At 67.7% G+C, this 15675-nt stretch carries 19 protein-coding genes; 11 read left to right on the top strand and 8 right to left on the bottom strand.

Annotated features, from left to right (window positions below; translation table 11 throughout):
- Positions 1–142: 142 nt before the first annotated feature.
- Positions 143–970: a flagellin N-terminal helical domain-containing protein gene (locus IFT54_RS00350; RefSeq protein WP_192069266.1), complete on the top strand. Its 828-nt coding sequence runs from the start codon at positions 143–145 to the stop codon at positions 968–970.
- A 389-nt stretch (positions 971–1359) separates the two neighbouring features.
- Here the strand turns inward: IFT54_RS00350 and IFT54_RS00345 are convergent, their stop codons facing one another.
- From IFT54_RS00345 to IFT54_RS00310, 8 genes are all read right to left on the bottom strand, one after another.
- Entirely contained in the window at positions 1360–2139 is a 780-nt protein-coding gene (locus tag IFT54_RS00345) for a FliA/WhiG family RNA polymerase sigma factor (protein WP_192069265.1), read from the bottom strand.
- Positions 2136–4196 (bottom strand): flagellar biosynthesis protein FlhA, encoded by a 2061-nt coding sequence (gene flhA, locus IFT54_RS00340; RefSeq protein WP_056672994.1) that lies wholly within the window; start codon positions 4194–4196, stop codon positions 2136–2138. The genes IFT54_RS00345 and flhA overlap by 4 nt, the downstream gene beginning before the upstream one ends.
- A gap of 3 nt (positions 4197–4199) precedes the next feature.
- Positions 4200–5066 carry a lytic transglycosylase domain-containing protein gene (locus tag IFT54_RS00335; protein ID WP_166746670.1) on the bottom strand — a complete coding sequence of 289 codons (867 nt, stop codon included), beginning with the start codon at positions 5064–5066 and terminating at the stop codon, positions 4200–4202.
- Between the two features lie 72 nt (positions 5067–5138).
- Positions 5139–5456 carry a hypothetical protein gene (locus tag IFT54_RS00330; RefSeq protein WP_031394268.1) on the bottom strand — a complete coding sequence of 106 codons (318 nt, stop codon included), beginning with the start codon at positions 5454–5456 and terminating at the stop codon, positions 5139–5141.
- Positions 5443–5757, bottom strand: coding sequence for a flagellar biosynthesis anti-sigma factor FlgM (gene flgM / locus IFT54_RS00325; RefSeq protein ID WP_192069264.1), 315 nt, complete (start codon positions 5755–5757; stop codon positions 5443–5445). Before flgM ends, IFT54_RS00330 begins: the two co-directional genes overlap by 14 nt.
- 66 nt (positions 5758–5823) lie before the next feature.
- On the bottom strand, positions 5824–6345 hold the full coding sequence (locus IFT54_RS00320; protein WP_320481756.1) for a flagella basal body P-ring formation protein FlgA: 522 nt from the start codon (positions 6343–6345) through the stop codon (positions 5824–5826).
- Positions 6342–6938 carry a flagellar motor protein MotB gene (locus IFT54_RS00315; RefSeq protein ID WP_192069263.1) on the bottom strand — a complete coding sequence of 199 codons (597 nt, stop codon included), beginning with the start codon at positions 6936–6938 and terminating at the stop codon, positions 6342–6344. The genes IFT54_RS00320 and IFT54_RS00315 overlap by 4 nt, the downstream gene beginning before the upstream one ends.
- Positions 6935–7585, bottom strand: a complete 651-nt coding sequence (locus IFT54_RS00310; protein ID WP_192069262.1) for a motility protein A — start codon at positions 7583–7585, stop codon at positions 6935–6937. The genes IFT54_RS00315 and IFT54_RS00310 overlap by 4 nt, the downstream gene beginning before the upstream one ends.
- Before the next feature lie 272 nt (positions 7586–7857).
- Here IFT54_RS00310 and IFT54_RS00305 point away from each other — a divergent pair, with 272 nt between their 5' ends.
- Genes IFT54_RS00305 through flgK form a run of 10 tightly spaced genes read left to right on the top strand, consistent with a single transcriptional unit; the run spans position 7858 to position 15673 of the window.
- On the top strand, positions 7858–8202 hold the full coding sequence (locus IFT54_RS00305) for a flagellar basal body protein (protein WP_192069261.1): 345 nt from the start codon (positions 7858–7860) through the stop codon (positions 8200–8202).
- Positions 8203–8205: 3 nt separating this feature from the next.
- Positions 8206–8616 (top strand): flagellar basal body rod protein FlgC, encoded by a 411-nt coding sequence (gene flgC / locus IFT54_RS00300; protein ID WP_031394680.1) that lies wholly within the window; start codon positions 8206–8208, stop codon positions 8614–8616.
- A 2-nt stretch (positions 8617–8618) separates the two neighbouring features.
- Positions 8619–9299, top strand: coding sequence for a flagellar hook assembly protein FlgD (locus IFT54_RS00295; protein WP_031394681.1), 681 nt, complete (start codon positions 8619–8621; stop codon positions 9297–9299).
- A 36-nt stretch (positions 9300–9335) separates the two neighbouring features.
- Positions 9336–10607, top strand: coding sequence for a flagellar hook protein FlgE (locus IFT54_RS00290; RefSeq protein WP_031440257.1), 1272 nt, complete (start codon positions 9336–9338; stop codon positions 10605–10607).
- A 26-nt stretch (positions 10608–10633) separates the two neighbouring features.
- Positions 10634–11386 carry a flagellar basal body rod protein FlgF gene (locus IFT54_RS00285; protein WP_031394683.1) on the top strand — a complete coding sequence of 251 codons (753 nt, stop codon included), beginning with the start codon at positions 10634–10636 and terminating at the stop codon, positions 11384–11386.
- Between the two features lie 14 nt (positions 11387–11400).
- Positions 11401–12189 carry a flagellar basal-body rod protein FlgG gene (gene flgG, locus IFT54_RS00280; protein ID WP_031394684.1) on the top strand — a complete coding sequence of 263 codons (789 nt, stop codon included), beginning with the start codon at positions 11401–11403 and terminating at the stop codon, positions 12187–12189.
- Positions 12190–12203: 14 nt separating this feature from the next.
- On the top strand, positions 12204–12899 hold the full coding sequence (locus tag IFT54_RS00275) for a flagellar basal body L-ring protein FlgH (RefSeq protein ID WP_192069260.1): 696 nt from the start codon (positions 12204–12206) through the stop codon (positions 12897–12899).
- Between the two features lie 10 nt (positions 12900–12909).
- Entirely contained in the window at positions 12910–14001 is a 1092-nt protein-coding gene (locus tag IFT54_RS00270) for a flagellar basal body P-ring protein FlgI (protein WP_192069658.1), read from the top strand.
- Positions 13998–14327, top strand: a complete 330-nt coding sequence (locus IFT54_RS00265) for a rod-binding protein (RefSeq protein WP_037530507.1) — start codon at positions 13998–14000, stop codon at positions 14325–14327. Before IFT54_RS00270 ends, IFT54_RS00265 begins: the two co-directional genes overlap by 4 nt.
- Positions 14324–15673: a flagellar hook-associated protein FlgK gene (flgK, locus tag IFT54_RS00260; protein ID WP_192069259.1), complete on the top strand. Its 1350-nt coding sequence runs from the start codon at positions 14324–14326 to the stop codon at positions 15671–15673. Before IFT54_RS00265 ends, flgK begins: the two co-directional genes overlap by 4 nt.
- Positions 15674–15675 lie beyond the last annotated feature (2 nt).

Genomic DNA, 15675 nt, shown 5'->3' with positions numbered 1-15675 from the left:
GCGTGTACGGGAGCGCGCCACGCGGGTGCGCGAGGGGCGGATTTTTTCCCTAAAGCCCGGCGCAGGCCGGCCGTTACCCATCCTGACGGCTCGGTCCTTCGCCACGGGGGCGGCGGGGTAGCCGGCGAAATGGAGATGAATCATGAGTGTTATTGCGACGAACGTCTCGGCACTGCGCGCCGCCAATGCCTCGACCAGCGCGTCGAACATGCTGTCGACCGCGATGGAGCGCCTGTCGACCGGCAAGCGGATCAATTCGGCCAAGGACGATGCGGCCGGTCTCGCCATCTCGACCTCGATGACGGCGCAGGTCCGCGGCATGAACCAGGGCATTCGCAACGCGAACGACGGCATCTCGATGGCGCAGACCGCCGAAGGCGCACTCGACGAAGTCACCAACATGCTGCAGCGCGTTCGTGAGCTCGCCGTGCAGTCATCGAGCGGCACCTACAGCGCCGAGGACAAGACCAACATCCAGGCGGAAGTCACGGCGCTGACCGCGCAGATCACGAGCACGCTAAAGAATACCGAATTCAACGGCAACAAGCTGTTCGACGGTACCACGGGCGCCACCGGCGTCGTGACGATCCAGGCGGGCGCCAACGCCGACGACAAGATCAGTCTGACGCTGACCAAGCTGACCGACAATACCACGATCACGGCGGCGACGGCGCTCAACCTGGGGACCGCAACGGACAACAGTGCGATTGCCACTGTCGATGCGGCTCTGGACACCATCACGACCGCACGTGCCGGTCTTGGTGCAGGCCAGAACCAGCTTCAGTCGGCGGTCAACAACCTGACGTCCAACTCGACCAACCTGTCGGACGCAAAGAGCCGCATCGAGGACGCCGACTTCTCGGCCGAGACGACCGCGCTCGCCAAGGCGCAGATCCTGAGCCAGGCGTCGACCGCGATGCTCGCACAGGCGAACCAGAGCCAGCAGGGCGTGCTGAAGCTGCTTCAGTAATCCGATCCCGGCGCCGGCACCGGCCCCCGATCGGGTGCCGGCGCCAGTCGGATCGCCCCCCGGTAACGGGGCGCAGCGAACCCCGGTGGTCTCATGGCCGCCGGGGTTTTGCGCGTTGGGGCGGCGGCGGGTTGCGCGCGCGAGCGCGTTGTCTGACGCTATGGTCTTGATGGCGATCGGAGAGGCGGCGCGCATCCGCGCGGCGGCGGGATGATTCGCGGGCAACACATCATCCGCACGGTTCATACGCTCTATCCTCCCCCGCCAGAGGAAGGTGGCGCCAAAGGCGACGGAGCGGGGAGGACACGCAACAGCGGTTTTCCCTTTCCGCCCCCTCCGTCAGGCTGCGCCTGCCACCTCCCCCTTGGCGGGGGAGGATGCGGGGTACGTCAGACCTTGCGGGCGAGCGCGCGTTTCAGTTTGGCGTGCGCGGATGCCTTGATCTGGCAGACGCGCGCGGCGCCGATGTCGAAGACCGCGCCGATCTCTTCGAGGTTCATCTCCTCGACATAATAGAGCTGGATCACCTGCGCCTCGCGTTCCGGCAGCGCGGTGATCGCGGCGATCAGCGCGTCCCGCAGGTCGCTGTCGGCGAGCTGTTCGAACGCGTCCGGGGTGTCGTCGGCGAACCACGGCATGTCATCGGCATAGACCTCGTCGATCGAATCGAACCGAATCGCGTCCGCGGTCACATAGTCGCTGCGCAGCTTGTCGATGCTGACGCCGATATGCTGGGCGATCATGGCGTCTCCGGGGGCTTTGCCCGTCCGGGCGGTGAGCGTGGAAATGGCGTCGGCATATTGCCGGCGGCGGCGCATCGCGCCGCGCGTCGTCGTCGCCTGGCGCCGCAGTTCGTCGATCATCGCGCCGCGCAGGCGGGTCGCGACATAGGCCTTGAACGGCGTGCCGCGCTCCTCGAACCCGGCCGCCGCCTCGACCAGCGCGACGAGCCCGACCTGCACCAGATCCTCGACCTCGACGATGCTGCTCATGCTGCCATGCACGTGCCACGCGATCCGGCGGACCATGGCGAGATGCTGTTTGACGAGCTGGTCGGGGTCGCCGCCGGGGCGTTGCTGGGGACGATAGGTGAGGGGCCCCGTCGGAATTTCGCCGGCGCGTGCGGGGCGGGCCTTGTCGAACGCCGCGGTCATCGGTTCGGCGCTCATGCGGCCAGTGCCTGCTGCGGTGCGCCGATGACCGCGACGACCTCGACAGCCTTGTCCTCGGGCACTTCGAAGAACGACATGACCGGGGTGTCGGGCAGGCAGGTGCGGACCAGCTTGCGGATCGCGAGGCGGATCGCGGGCTGGACGACCAGCGCGAACGGCTTGGCCTCGGCGATCAGCGGCTGCGCGGCATTTTGCAGCGCCTCGACGATGCGGCGGCCGAGATCGGGTTCGATGACGTGGCGGCGCGACTGGTCGGCGCGCATCGCCTGGCCGAGCAGCCCTTCGAGATGCCCCTCGAGCGTCATCACGCGGAGCGGCTCGCGCATCCCGCACAGTTTCTGGATGATCAGCGCGCCGAGACGCGGGCGGATCAGCTCGATGATCTCCTCGGCATCCTGGCTGCGCTGGGCGGCGACCGCGATCGCGGCGGCGATGCTGCGGAATTCCTTGAGTGGAATGTTCTCGGCGAGCAGGCCCTTGAGAACCTGGGTCAACGTGGTGATCGGGATCGGCGCGAGCGCGGTGACGAGTTGCGCCGCCCGCTCCTTCAGCCCGTCGAGCAGCGCCTGGACCTCGTCAGGGCCGAGCAGATCGGACGCGGTCTGGCCGAGCAGGTGGTTGAGGTGCGTCGCGACCACGGTGCCGGGATCAACAACGAGATAGCCAGCCCCGGTCGCCGCATCGGCGTCCGCGGTCGAGATCCAGGTCGCGTCGAGCCCGAAAGTCGGATCCTTGGTGGTCTTGCCGATCAGCGAGCCGAACGCCTGGCCGGTGTCGAGCGCGAGCATGTCGTCGGGCGACACGGTGTCCTCCCCGACGACGACGCCGTTGACGATGATGCGGTAGACATAGGGGGCAAGGTTGATGTCGTCGCGGACGCGGACCTGCGGCACGACGAAGCCCAGTTCCTTTGACAGCTGGCGACGGACGCCGGTGATGCGGCCCATCAGCGGCGATCCGCGGCGGTCGTCGACCAGCGGCACGAGGCCGTAGCCGATGTCGAGATTGACCTGCATGCCGTCGGTGACCTCGTCCCAGCCGATCTTCGACTGGTCGATTGCCTCGACGGGGGCGATGACGACGGGGGCGGGGCGACGCTCGATCTGGCGCAGCTTCCAGGCTGCGAACCCGGCGATCGCGGCGGCGGGCAGGATCACCATGTGCGGCATGCCGGGCAGGACGCCGAGCAGCGCTAGGATGACCGCGACCGGCGTCCAGGTGCGCGGGGATCCGAACTGGCCGCCGATCTGGCCGGCGAGATCCTTGTCCGAGGTGACGCGCGTGACGATCGACGCCGCGGCGATCGACAGCATCAGCGAGGGCAGCTGCGCGACGAGAGCGTCGCCGATCGCGAGCAGGATGTAGTTGTGCGCGGCGTCGGCGATCGACATGCCGTGGCTGACGGGCCCGAGGATCAGGCCGCCGATGATGTTGGCGGCGAGGATCAGCATCGCGGCGACCGCATCGCCCTTCACGAACTTCGACGAGCCATCCATCGAGCCGTAGAAATCGGCCTCGGTGGACACCTCGATGCGGCGCGCCTTCGCCTCGTCGGGGGTGATGAGCCCGGCGTTCAGATCGGCGTCGATCGCCATCTGCTTGCCGGGCAGCGCGTCGAGCGTGAAGCGCGCGCTGACCTCGGAGACGCGCCCTGCGCCCTTGGTGACGACGATCATGTTGATGATCATCAGGATCGCGAAGACGAAGATGCCGACGACGTAGTCGCCGCCGATCAGGAAGGTGCCGAACGCCTCGATGACGTGACCCGCCGCGCTCTCGCCCTCATGGCCGTGAACGAGCACGATACGCGTCGAGGCGACGTTGAGGCCGAGGCGGAACAGCGTGGCGAACAGCAGCACGGTCGGGAAGGCGGAGAAGTCGAGCGGCTTCTGCGCGTTCAGGGCGACCATCAGCACGGCAAGGCTGATCGCGATGTTCGCGACGAAGAAGATGTCGAGCATGAATGCCGGGATCGGCACGACCATGACGAGCACGAGCATCAGGATCGCGAGCGGCAGCACAGATGCGCGGGCGTTGGAGAGCAGGCGGTTCATGGCTTAGCCCCCCATCTTCGCGAGCATCAGATAGGCGAGCCGCGCGGTGTCGGGCGTCGGGCGGAGCAGGCTCGCCGAGGTCTGGCCCGCATTGAAACCGGCGTTCCGGGTGCCGAACCGGCCCATCGTCGACGTCGCCCAGGCGAGCGCGTCCTCGGCGCTTTCATTGTTCCCGGTGACGACCGTGCTGCCGTCCATGTCGAGCGCCTGTGCGGCGAACTGGACCGAGCCGGTCGTGGCCGAACCGGTCGCGCCCGCGGCGGCGGCGCCGAGCTTCGTCGAGAATCGCTCGTAGATTGCCGACAGCGAGCGCGGCGTACCGTTGGACTCGTAGAAGACGCCGCGGTTGGCGCGCGCGGCGGAGGGGAACAGCGCGGCGCCGCTCGCGTCGGGATTGGCCTGCATCGTCGTCAGGAACTTCGACGCGCCGCCGAGCCCCAGGAAATGCGCCATGTACAGATCGGTGCCGGTCGCTGTGCGGCCGAGCTTGCCCTCGAGCGCGTCCTTGTTGTCCGACGCATGTTCGGCCGCCATCATCGAGGCGGCGGCGGGATCGTTGCGCAGCGCGAGAATCGCCTGACGCGTGCCCGCATCCGCAACGCCCAGATGCCCGCCCGACGACTGGCCGATGCTGTCGGCCGCCCAGCCCAGGCCGTGCTCCGCGCCGTGCTTCTTGACGACCGCGAGCCAGCTCTGTTCGATGAACTGGTACAGACCCGACGCGCTCGACGTGCCCGCCTTGGCATTGGCGTTAAGCCCGCTTTCGAGCTTCGCCTGGCCGAGCAGATAGTCGAAATCCACGCCCGTCTTGCTGCTCGCAAGCGCGATCGCAGACTGGATCCGGCCGGTAGTGATAGGATTGACGGTCATCCCGCGAGTAATGTCCCTGTTTCAGGACACTACACAGCAAGGGGCGTGCCAGATCTTGCCCGGCCGCGCGGATCAGGCGTAGGCCGCACCCATGCGCGGCCGATAGCCGGCAATGCCGCCCTCGCCGGTCAAGGTTTGCAGGCGGCGGCGGACATTTGCCGCCATCAGGTTGGTATAGATGCGGCAGGTTTCGTTGAGGCGGTTCGCCTCGTCCGCCAGTTCGCGCAGTTCGGGACCGGCGGGACCGGTGCCGAGCGTTGCGACCGCATTGATGCCGTCGAGCTTCTGCGTCGTCGCGCGCTCCAGCCCGGCGACATCGTTGGATTTCAGCGCCGCAATCTCGGCATGCAGCGCGTCGATCACGCGCACCAAGGCGTCACGCCGGGTCATTCGGTGCCCATTCCAGTTTGAAGGCGAGGAGCCGGTCGGCGATCGTCGCGGGCAGGATCGGGAAGGTGCCATTGGCGACCGCCTTCTTGACCGCGGCCACGCGCGCTTCGTTGATCGGGGCGGCGGCGGCCATCGTCCGCGCGAGCGCGATCGACGAGGTTGCCGAAGGTTCGGCCTCGACCGCACGGTCGGGCGTCTGCGCCAGGGGCTGGGCGGATGGCTGAACAGGCGTCGTCGCGGCGATGCGCGCGACGCTGCGCTCGCCTCCCGTCAACGGCTTCGAGCCGATCGATTCCACCATGTCTGCACCCTCTGGTTCTTGCTGACAGAGGGAGAAACGGCCGGCGTGCGAAAAGCTTTAACAAAATTAATTCGTCCAGCCGGGCAGCGTCGCGCGGCCGCTGGCGACCGCGATCGCCTGGACGGGGGTGCGGGTGTCGTCGACCTTGACCATGAAGCGTGCGCCGGGGGCGGCATCGGCCAGCGCGACGCCCTCGCGGCTGATCGAAAAGCCGTCGGTGCCAGCCTCGATCACGATCGGATCGCCGCGGCGGATGACGGGAGCGGCCTTCACGACCGGGGCATAGGCCGCACGGGTGGTGGCGGGCGTCGCGCCGGGGGCCGAGGCCGGGCGGATGACGGGGACGAAGATGCGCCAGGCGGGGCCGGCACAGGCGACGACCACCGCGTCATGCGCCTCGGTCCGCCACGACATCGCGACGGTCGGGCACGTCGCGAGCCGCAACCGCGAATCGACCGTCGTCCGCGCACCACCCTCGGCACCGATCGGCCGGCCGGTGAATGCCGAGACCGCGCGATCGAGTGCGGCGATATCCTGAAAGCCGGCGGACGGCGCACCGGCAGCGATCATCAACAGGGCGAGCATCATGAGGGGGTCCTTGGCGGTTCGCCGACAAAGGCTTGGGTGACGATGGCGGCGCGGCGGCCGGTGGTCGGCGAGGTCGCGAGCGTCACGCGGCCGGGGGCGACATGGGCGATCGCGGCCGCGACCACGCGCGCACGGTCCGAGGCGAGGATCGCTGCGCTGTGCGTGCCGGGGTCGACATCGCCGCGCGAGCCGTCGACCGATCCGGTGACGGTGATCTGGACGCGCGGGTCCTGCACCGCGTCACGCGCCCATGCCGCCAGCGTATCGGGTGACGTCGGCAGCACAGCCGAACCGACCGCGAAGTCGAGCATCCCGGCAGCGGCAACGGGTAGGGCCGTGGGCTTGGCCACTGCACGTGGCGCGGAAGCGGCGAGCGATCTCGACCGTGCGGTGTCGGCCGGTGCCGTCGCGGGTGAACCGAAGCCCTCGCGCAACCCGGCTGCCAGTGCTCGGGGCGCGAGCGGACGGTCGCTGGCGGTCTGCGTCGCCTGCAGGAGCACGAAGAAGCCGACCAGCAGCAGCGCGAGATCGGCGAGCGTGATCAGCCAGAGCGGACGCCCGGGCTGCGGCTCGGGATAATCACCGACCGTCATGCGACGCTCATCAACGGTGCGCGTGGGGCCTCGCGCGCAGCGAGCGCGACCAGTGGCGCCTCGATCCGGGCACGTTCGAAGGCCTCGTTGCGGCCTCGCGCGCGCAGGCGGTTGGCGACCGGCATGAAGACGAGGTTGGCGAGCAGCGCGCCATAGAGCGTCGCGAGCAGCGCGATCGCCATCGCGCCGCCGATCGCGGTCGGATCGCTCATCGTCGCGAACATCCGCGCGAGCCCGATCAGCGTGCCGACCATGCCCATCGCGGGCGCGAGTTCGGCGGCTCCTGCCCAGACGTCGGCGGCGGCGACGTGGCGTTCGATCCGGGCATGGCGGCGATGCCGGATGAGCAGCGCCACGTCGCTGGCGCTCGCGCCGTCGACGATCGCCGCGATACCGGCGGCGATGTCGGGATCGGCGATGACGGTGCGGTCGAGCGCCATCGCGCCGTGGCGCTGGGCGATGCGGCCGAGCGCGACGATCTGCTGGAGCAGCGCATCGCCGTCGAGCCGGGCGCGGCCGAGCGTCTTCAGCGCCGCGATCGCGCGGATCAGATCGCGCAGTGGTGTCCGCAGGGCGACGCCGAGGATCGTGCCGCCGCCGACGATGGCGAGGGCAGCAGGGTCGAGCAGATGGGCGAGCGTGATCATGTCCCGCAAGTCATTGCAAGGGCCGGGCCAGTTCGCGATCCCCCGGTGAGCGGGACTCGCGCGGGCCGGTGGTGTGCGGGCTGCGCGACGGGTCGGCACCACGCCTGCCGGCGCGCTTGCCGCCACCTCTGCCGGGGCGGCAATGCGTTGCCGGCCGGGTTGCCGCGCGCTTGCCGCCGGGCGGCAAAGCGGCGTCATCCGGTCGGCGAGCGCGAACTGGCACGGCCATTGCTTCGGACAGCTTGCGCAATTCAGCGCGGGAGTTCGGTCCAGTGTCAGGTGACTCGCTGTTCGGCGTTCATGGTGCGGCCCTTGAGGTGCGATCGCAGCGCATGGGGGTGCTCGCGTCGAACATCGCCAATGCCTCGACCCCCGGCTTCAAGGCGCGCGACATCGACTTCAAGTCGGCGCTCGCGTCGCTCGAGGCGGATGGCGCGGGCGGGATCGACGCGGCGACCAAATACCGCGTGCCGACGCAGACCTCGATGGATGGCAACACCGTCGAGCTGAACCAGGAACAGACCGCGTTCGCCGAGAATGCGGTGCAGTACCAGACCACGCTGTCGTTCCTGAACGGCCGGATCAGCCAGGTCACCCGCGCGCTGAAGGGGGACTAAGCGATGGCCAATGCGCCGATGACGATTTTCCAGGTCGCGGGCCGCGCGATGTCCGCGCAGCTGTTGCGGATGAACACCACCGCGTCGAACCTCGCCAATGCGGGCGGCGTCGCCGGCTCCGCGGAGGCTGCGTACAAGACGATGAAGCCGGTGTTCCGCACCAGCTTCGACGCGGCCAGCGGCATGTCGACGGTCGATGTCGAGAAGGTCGTCACCGCCGGCGAGGCCCCCGCCAAGCGCTACGATCCGAACAACCCGATGGCCGACAAGGATGGCAACATCTTCGAGGCGGCGGTCGATGAAACGCGCGAGCTGGTCGACATGATGGAGACCGCGCGCAGCTACCAGAACAACGTCGAGGTGATGCAGACTGCGAAGTCGCTGATCATCGATACCCTCAAGCTAGGCCGCTGATCATGGCAAGTTCCTTCGACTCCACGCTTTCGAACCTCGGCATCACGCGCGCGACGACCGCCGCGACGACGACCACGGCATCCAATTCGACGACACTCAACCAGTCCGACTTCCTGAAGCTGATGACCGCGCAGATGCAGAATCAGGATCCGTTCAACCCGGTCGACAACACCCAGATGGTCGCACAGATGGCGCAGTTCTCGAGCCTCGCCGGTATTTCCGAGATGAGCACGACGATGAAGTCGATCGCCGACAAGCTGAACGTGACCAGCGCGAGCGATGCGATGGCCTATGTCGGCAAGACCGTGCTGACCGCGGGTGACACGGCCTATGGGCGGACCAGCGGCGGGCTGGCCGGCGGGATCGAGCTTGGCGCCGCGGCGAGCAACGTCAACGTCACGATCACCGATGCCAATGGCGGCGTGCTGAAGACCATGTCGCTCGGCAGCGCCGACAAGGGCACCGTGAACTACGACTGGGACGGCAAGACCGCGACCGGCGAGGATGCCGGGACGGGACCGTTCAAGGTCATCGTCAACGCCCAGAATAATGGCACGACCGTTGCATCACAGAACCTTGTCTGGGCGCCGGTCCAGTCGGTTTCGACGACGACCGGTGCCGCCATCCTCACGCTACCGGGCCTTGGTGAGGTCCCCGTCACCGCGGTTCGCCAGATCGGCTGATCGCCCGCTGATTGCCAGAATTCCAGGAGTAACCCGATGTCCTTCTATACCTCGCTTTCCGGCCTCCAGGCCTCGCAGACCGAAATGTCGACGATCTCGCACAACCTCGCGAACGTCTCGACCAACGGGTTCAAGAAGAGCCGCACCGAATTCGCCGACGTGATCGCGTCTAGCGTGTCGCTGAACCCCGCGCAGCAGATCGGCTCGGGCACCGTGGTGCAGGGCAATCGGCAGCAGTTCAGCCAGGGCAACCTCATCCAGTCGGCCAACGCGCTCGATCTCGCCGTGTCGGGCGACGGCTTCTTCGTGGTGAAGCCGAGCACGACGTCGCTCAACGTCAACTATACGCGCAATGGCGGCTTTCTGGTCGATGCCGATCGCTATGTGGTCGATTCGAACGGCAGCCATTTGCAGGTCTATCCGGTCGACGGCTCGGGCAAGGTCGTCGCATCGGGGCTCGATTCCGCGGTCAGTCTTCAGCTTCCCGCGACCAGCGGCAAGGCCGTCCCGACCGCGAACGTGTCGATGTCGCTGAACCTCAGCGCCAATGCCGCGATCCCATCGACGACGACGTTCGACCGGTTCGACCCGACCAGCTACAACCAGTCGGCGCAGACGACGATCTATGATGCGAGCGGCAATGCGCAGACGCTGACCAATTATTTCAAGCGCACGACGACGCCCGATGCCGCCAACGGCAATACGAGCAGCTGGGAAGTGTTCAGCTATGTCGGTGACAAGCCGATGACCACCAACGGTGCGGCAAGCGTCGAGCTGGACTTCGACACCACCGGCAAGCTGACCGCGCCGACGACTGCGGTCGCGTTCGACCCGTTCACCACTGCAGGCAGCAGCACGACGCAGCAGTTCGGCTTCACCTTCGGGCTCGACACCACGCAATTGGCATCGGCGTTCAACGTCGCCGCGCGCGCGCAGGACGGCAAGGCGGTCGGCCAGATCCAGGGCGTGACGATCGACGAGTCCGGCATCGTCAAGGCGAGCTTCTCGAACGGCGACACCCAGGCGCTCGGTCAGGTGATGCTCGCCAACTTCTCGAACCCCGAGGGTCTGCGCCAGCTCGGCAGCAGCTACTGGTCGGCGACCGGCATTTCGGGCGAGGCCAAGCTCGGCATCGCCGACGTCAACGGCTTCGGCAAGCTGATGTCGGGAACGATCGAGCGCTCGAACGTCGACATCACCGAAGAGCTCGTCTCGCTGATCGCGGCACAGCGCAACTTCCAGGCGAACTCGAAGGCCTTGGATACCGCGAGCCAGATCTCGCAGACCATCTTCAACATCCGCAGCTGATCCAGGGCGCGGACGGAGAACCCTGAATGGACAAGCTGGTCTACACCGCGGCGACGGGACTGCGCGCGCACATGGCGGCGCAGTCGGCGATCGCCAACAACATGGCGAACGCGTCGACCACCGGATTCCGTGCCGACCGCGTGGTGTTCGACCGGATCGACCTGAAGGGTGGCGGCCAGCAGTTCGAGGCGCGCGCGCCGACGTCGGAGGAAGTGACCGACGCCGACCGCGCGCCGGGGGCGATCCAGACCACGGGGCGGCCGCTCGACGTCGCGGTCACCGGCGCGACCGCATGGCTCGCGGTGCAGGCGTCGGACGGCTCCGAAGCCTATACGCGGCGCGGCGACCTGGAGATCGCTCCGTCGGGCGTGCTCCAGACCGGCGACGGTTTTCCGGTGATGGGATCGGGCGGTCCGATCACGATCCCGCCCTATGACACGCTCTCGATCGCGGGCGACGGGACGATTTCGATCGTGCCGCAGGGTGGCGATGCGAATGCGCCGCAGGTGATCGACAAGCTGAAGCTGGCCGACACCAAGGGGTCGGACACGGTCAAGGGGCTCGACAATCTGCTGCGCGTGCGCGGTGGCGGCGTGCTGCCCGAGGATCTCGATGCGAAGGTGCAGGGCGGGGCGATCGAGGGATCGAACGTCAACATGACGCAGGCGCTGGTCGACATGATCGAGAATCAGCGCAGCTACGAGGTCCAGGCCAACATGCTGAAGTCCGCCAAGGACATGGATGAAAGCGGTGCATCACTGATGCGCCTGCCGAGCTAAGGAAGGATTAGGCCATGAGCAGTTCCGCCATGCATATCGCGCGTACCGGGCTCGACGCCCAGGATACGCGCATGCGGGTCATTTCGAACAACCTCGCCAACGTCAACACGACGGGGTTCAAGAAGGATCGCGCCGCGTTCGAGACGCTGGCGTACCAGGTCGTGACCGCGCCGGGCGCGCAGTCGACGTCGGAGACCAAATACGCGACCGGGCTCAACCTCGGCACCGGCGTCCGGATCCAGGGCACGGCGCGGATCGATACGCAGGGGTCGATGCAGACGACGGGCAACAGCCTCGACCTCGCGCTCGACGGCGACGGCTATTTCCAGGTGCAAATGCCCGGTGGCACGCTCGGCTATACCCGCGCGGGCAATTTCTCGCGCAGCCCCGAGGGGCTGATGGTGACGAGCGAGGGCTATCAGGTGATGCCCGGCATCACCGTGCCCGAGGGGACGACCAACATCACGATCGGCCAGGACGGTACCGTCTCGGCGACGATCCCCGGCCAGTCGGAAGCGCAGCAGATCGGCCAGATCCAGGTCGCGAGCTTCGCCAATGGCGCCGGGCTGCAGGCGACCGGCGACAATTACCTGGTCGAGACCGCCGCGTCGGGCGCCGCCAATCTGGGCGTTGCCGGGCAGGACGGCCGCGGTCGCGTGCGGCAGGGGATGCTCGAGGCGTCGAACGTCAACGTCGTCGAGGAGCTGGTCGACATGATCGAGACGCAGCGTGCGTATGAGGTCAATTCGAAGATGATCTCGGCGACCGACGACATGCTGAAATACGTCAACCAGAACATCTGATCGCAGGGCGCATCATGGCATTTCCGATCCCCACGCGCGCGCCGATCGCGCTCCTCGCGATTGTCGCCGGCACGCTCGCGCCGCTGTCGGCGCAGGCCAGGCTGTTCGGCAAGAAGGCGCCGCCCGAGGACTTCACCGTCGCACGGCCGCTGCCCGTGCCGGTGGCGTCGCCCGCGACCGGATCGATCTTCCAGGCGCATGACGGCTATGCCGCGCTGTACGAGGGCTGGCGGGCGCGGAAAGTCGGCGATCCGCTGACGATCGTGCTGGTCGAGCGCACCGCGGCGTCGAAATCCTCGGGCTCGAAGCTCGACAGCAGCGGCTCGGCGAGCATCACGCCGCCGACGACGGGCGCGCTGAACCTGTTCAACCGCGCCGATGCGACGATCAGCGGCGGGCGCAACTTCAACGGCGCAGGCGCCGCCGACCAGGCGAACTCGCTGTCGGGTGAGGTCAGCGTGACGGTCGCCGAAGTCTATCCCAACGGCACGATGCTGGTGCAGGGGCAGAAGCGCGTGACGCTTAACCGCGGCGACGAGTTCCTGAAGATCAAGGGGCTGGTGCGCACCGCCGATGTCGACCGCGACAACCGCGTGCTGTCGACGCGGGTCGCCGATGCGCAGATCTCGTACACCGGCAAGGGTGATGTCGCCCGTGCCGGCCGCCAGGGGTGGCTCAGCCGCTTCTTCTCCGTTGTCAGCCCTTTCTGAGGCCGTGACCATGCGCTTCCTGCTCGCCCTCCTTGCCTCGCTCCTGATTGCAGCACCGGCGTCTGCCGACCGGATCAAGGATCTGGGCGGGTTCCAGGGGATCCGGTCGAACCAGCTGACCGGCTACGGCATCGTCGTCGGGCTGCCCGGCACGGGCGACGACAATCTGGAATATACCGTCCAGTCGCTGAAAGCCGTCGCGTCGCGCTTCGGGCTGCAGCTGCCGCCCAACGCCAATCCAGGGATGAAGAACGCCGCGGTGGTGATGATCACCGCCGAACTGCCGCCCTTCGCCAAGCCCGGCCAGCGGCTCGACATCACCGTCGCGTCGATGGGCAAGGCCAAGAGCTTGCGCGGCGGCAGCCTGATCATGACGCCCCTGCTCGGCGCGGATAACCAGATCTATGCGATGGCGCAGGGCAATCTCGCGGTCGGCGGGCTCGGCGCGGAGGGCGCGGACGGGTCGAAGATCGTCGTCAACATCCCCTCGACCGGGCGCATTCCCGAAGGCGCGACGGTCGAACGGGCAGTTGCGACCGGGTTCGACAGCGCGCCGATGCTGACCTTCAATCTCGCGCGTGCCGATTTCACCACCGCGCAGAACGTCGCCGGCGCGATCAATTCGAAGCTCGGCTTCGGCAGCGCACAGGCGATCGACGCGGTCTCGGTCGCGGTCCGCGCACCCGTCGGCGCCGACATCCGCGCGACCTTGATGTCGACGATCGAGAATCTCGACGTGGTCTCCGCCGAGCCCTCGGCAAAAGTAATCGTAAATGCGCGCACCGGTACGGTCGTTATAAACTCCGCGGTGCGCGTGGGGCCTGCCGCGGTGACGCATGGGAAGCTGACGGTGCGGATCGACGAGAAGCCACAGGTGAGCCAGCCCGCGCCGTTCAGCCAGGGCCAGACCGTCGTCACGCCGAACAGCGCGGTCGCGGTCGAGGAGGAACGTCGCCCGATGTTCCTGCTGAACCCCGGCCCCAGGCTCGCCGACATCGTCAAGGCGGTGAACGCGATCGGCGCGTCGCCCGCCGATCTGGTCGCGATCCTCGAGGCGCTGAAGGAAGCCGGCGCGCTCAAGGCCGAGTTGATCGTCCTGTGAGCCCGATCGCAGCCCCCGGCCCGATCGATGCGGGCGGCATCTCGACCGATACGAGCCGGCTCAAGTCGAACGACAATCTCGACAAGGCGGGCAAGAAGTTCGAGGCGGTCTTCACCGGCATGATGCTGAAGAGCATGCGCCAGGCGAAATTGAGTGATTCGCTGTTCGAATCCAAGGCGCTCGACACCTTTACCGAGATGCAGGACGCCCGCGTCGCGCAGACCATGGCCGAGCACACGCCGCTCGGCATCGGCAAGGCGATGACCGATTTCCTCGCCAAATCGCAATCCGATCTTAACCCGGACGCGGCAGAGCCGTCGCCATGAGCGACCTCCTGTCGATCGGCGCGTCGGGCGTGCGGGCGTACCAGACCGCGCTGAACACCGTGTCCGAGAACATCGCGAACACCGGCACCGCGGGTTATACCCGGCGGACGACGAATCTCGGTCAGGTGACCTCGATCGGCAGTGGCATCAATGCGAGCGTCGCGACCGGCAGCAACGGCGTCACCGTCACCGGCATCTCGCGCTCGGCCGACACGTTCCGTTCGCTCGCGGTCCGCAACGCCGGGTCGGATCTTGCCAGGACGGAGACCGCGGCGGCCTGGCTCGGGCGGATCGAGACGTCGCTGACCGACAACAAGCTCGGCGATCGTCTCACCAGCTTCTTTTCCGCCGCGCAGACCCTGTCGGCGGACCCGACCTCGGTCCCGGCGCGGTCGGTGATGCTCGAATCCGCGACCAGCGCGGCCGCGGCATTCACCGCGACGGGCAAGGCGCTCGACACCGCAGCGGCCGATCTCGACACCGCGACGCGCCAGGCGACGCAGACGCTCAATTCGTTCGGCACCGCGCTGGCCAAGGTCAATGACGGCATCGCGCGTAGCCAGAAGGGGTCGACCAACGCCGCGCAGCTCGGCGACCAGCGCGACCAGTTGCTCGAGCAGATGAGCACGATCACCGATATCAGTACGGAGTTCGACGATCTCGGCCGTGCGACGGTGCGGCTGGGCGGCGCGAGCAGCCCGGTATTCGTGGCGGGCCCCGATGCGGGCAATGTCAGCTATCTGAAGAATGACGAGGGCGCGGTCGGGTTCGTCGTGCAGCGGACGGGCACGACATCGGCGGTGACGCCGTCGGGCGGCGCGCTGGCCGGCTATGCCGAGGGCGCGCAGAAGATCGTTGCGGCGCGCGACACGCTGAACGGCATCGCGACCGACTTCACCACGCAGGTCAACGCCATCCAGGCGCAGGGGCGCGATCTCGACGGCAATCCGGGTGTGCCGCTGTTCAAGACCGGCGACACGCCGACAAGCATCGCCGTTGCACTGACCGACCCGCGCGGCATTGCCGCGGCGGGCGCGACCGGCGGCGCGCGCGATGCGTCGAACCTGGCCGCGCTGCTCGCGACGCGCGACCCGACGACGGGCAGCGAACAGCGGCTGACCAACATGATCACGAGCAATGCGGCGTCGCTGGAGCAGCGCAAGCTGGTCGGCGATGCGCAGGGCGCGATCCGCGACGGTGCGGTGACCGCTCGCGATTCGGGCAGCGGTGTCGACCTCGACAGCGAGGCGGTCGACCTGCTCCGCTTCCAGCAGGCCTATCAGGCGTCGAGCCGCGTCATCCAGACCGCGCGGGACATCCTCCAGACCATCCTCGAGATCCGGTAGGC

Origin of the sequence: Sphingomonas sp. CFBP 13714 (assembly GCF_014842205.1) — a bacterium.
In the GTDB taxonomy this organism is placed as follows: domain Bacteria; phylum Pseudomonadota; class Alphaproteobacteria; order Sphingomonadales; family Sphingomonadaceae; genus Sphingomonas; species Sphingomonas aerolata.
The sequence above is the reverse complement of the archived record's forward strand: the minus strand, read 5'-3'. Positions and strand labels throughout refer to the sequence as shown.

Bases quoted from the DNA above. Each gene is read 5' to 3' on its own strand.
- IFT54_RS00350 (WP_192069266.1), top strand. From the start codon at position 143: ATGAGTGTTATTGCGACGAACGTCTCGGCACTGCGCGCCGCCAATGCC.
- IFT54_RS00345 (WP_192069265.1), bottom strand. From the start codon at position 2,139: ATGAGCGCCGAACCGATGACCGCGGCGTTCGACAAGGCCCGCCCCGCA.
- flhA (WP_056672994.1), bottom strand. From the start codon at position 4,196: ATGAACCGCCTGCTCTCCAACGCCCGCGCATCTGTGCTGCCGCTCGCG.
- IFT54_RS00335 (WP_166746670.1), bottom strand. From the start codon at position 5,066: ATGACCGTCAATCCTATCACTACCGGCCGGATCCAGTCTGCGATCGCG.
- IFT54_RS00330 (WP_031394268.1), bottom strand. From the start codon at position 5,456: ATGACCCGGCGTGACGCCTTGGTGCGCGTGATCGACGCGCTGCATGCC.
- flgM (WP_192069264.1), bottom strand. From the start codon at position 5,757: ATGGTGGAATCGATCGGCTCGAAGCCGTTGACGGGAGGCGAGCGCAGC.
- IFT54_RS00320 (WP_320481756.1), bottom strand. From the start codon at position 6,345: ATGATGCTCGCCCTGTTGATGATCGCTGCCGGTGCGCCGTCCGCCGGC.
- IFT54_RS00315 (WP_192069263.1), bottom strand. From the start codon at position 6,938: ATGACGGTCGGTGATTATCCCGAGCCGCAGCCCGGGCGTCCGCTCTGG.
- IFT54_RS00310 (WP_192069262.1), bottom strand. From the start codon at position 7,585: ATGATCACGCTCGCCCATCTGCTCGACCCTGCTGCCCTCGCCATCGTC.
- flgC (WP_031394680.1), top strand. From the start codon at position 8,206: ATGGCCAATGCGCCGATGACGATTTTCCAGGTCGCGGGCCGCGCGATG.
- IFT54_RS00295 (WP_031394681.1), top strand. From the start codon at position 8,619: ATGGCAAGTTCCTTCGACTCCACGCTTTCGAACCTCGGCATCACGCGC.
- IFT54_RS00290 (WP_031440257.1), top strand. From the start codon at position 9,336: ATGTCCTTCTATACCTCGCTTTCCGGCCTCCAGGCCTCGCAGACCGAA.
- IFT54_RS00285 (WP_031394683.1), top strand. From the start codon at position 10,634: ATGGACAAGCTGGTCTACACCGCGGCGACGGGACTGCGCGCGCACATG.
- flgG (WP_031394684.1), top strand. From the start codon at position 11,401: ATGAGCAGTTCCGCCATGCATATCGCGCGTACCGGGCTCGACGCCCAG.
- IFT54_RS00275 (WP_192069260.1), top strand. From the start codon at position 12,204: ATGGCATTTCCGATCCCCACGCGCGCGCCGATCGCGCTCCTCGCGATT.
- IFT54_RS00270 (WP_192069658.1), top strand. From the start codon at position 12,910: ATGCGCTTCCTGCTCGCCCTCCTTGCCTCGCTCCTGATTGCAGCACCG.
- flgK (WP_192069259.1), top strand. From the start codon at position 14,324: ATGAGCGACCTCCTGTCGATCGGCGCGTCGGGCGTGCGGGCGTACCAG.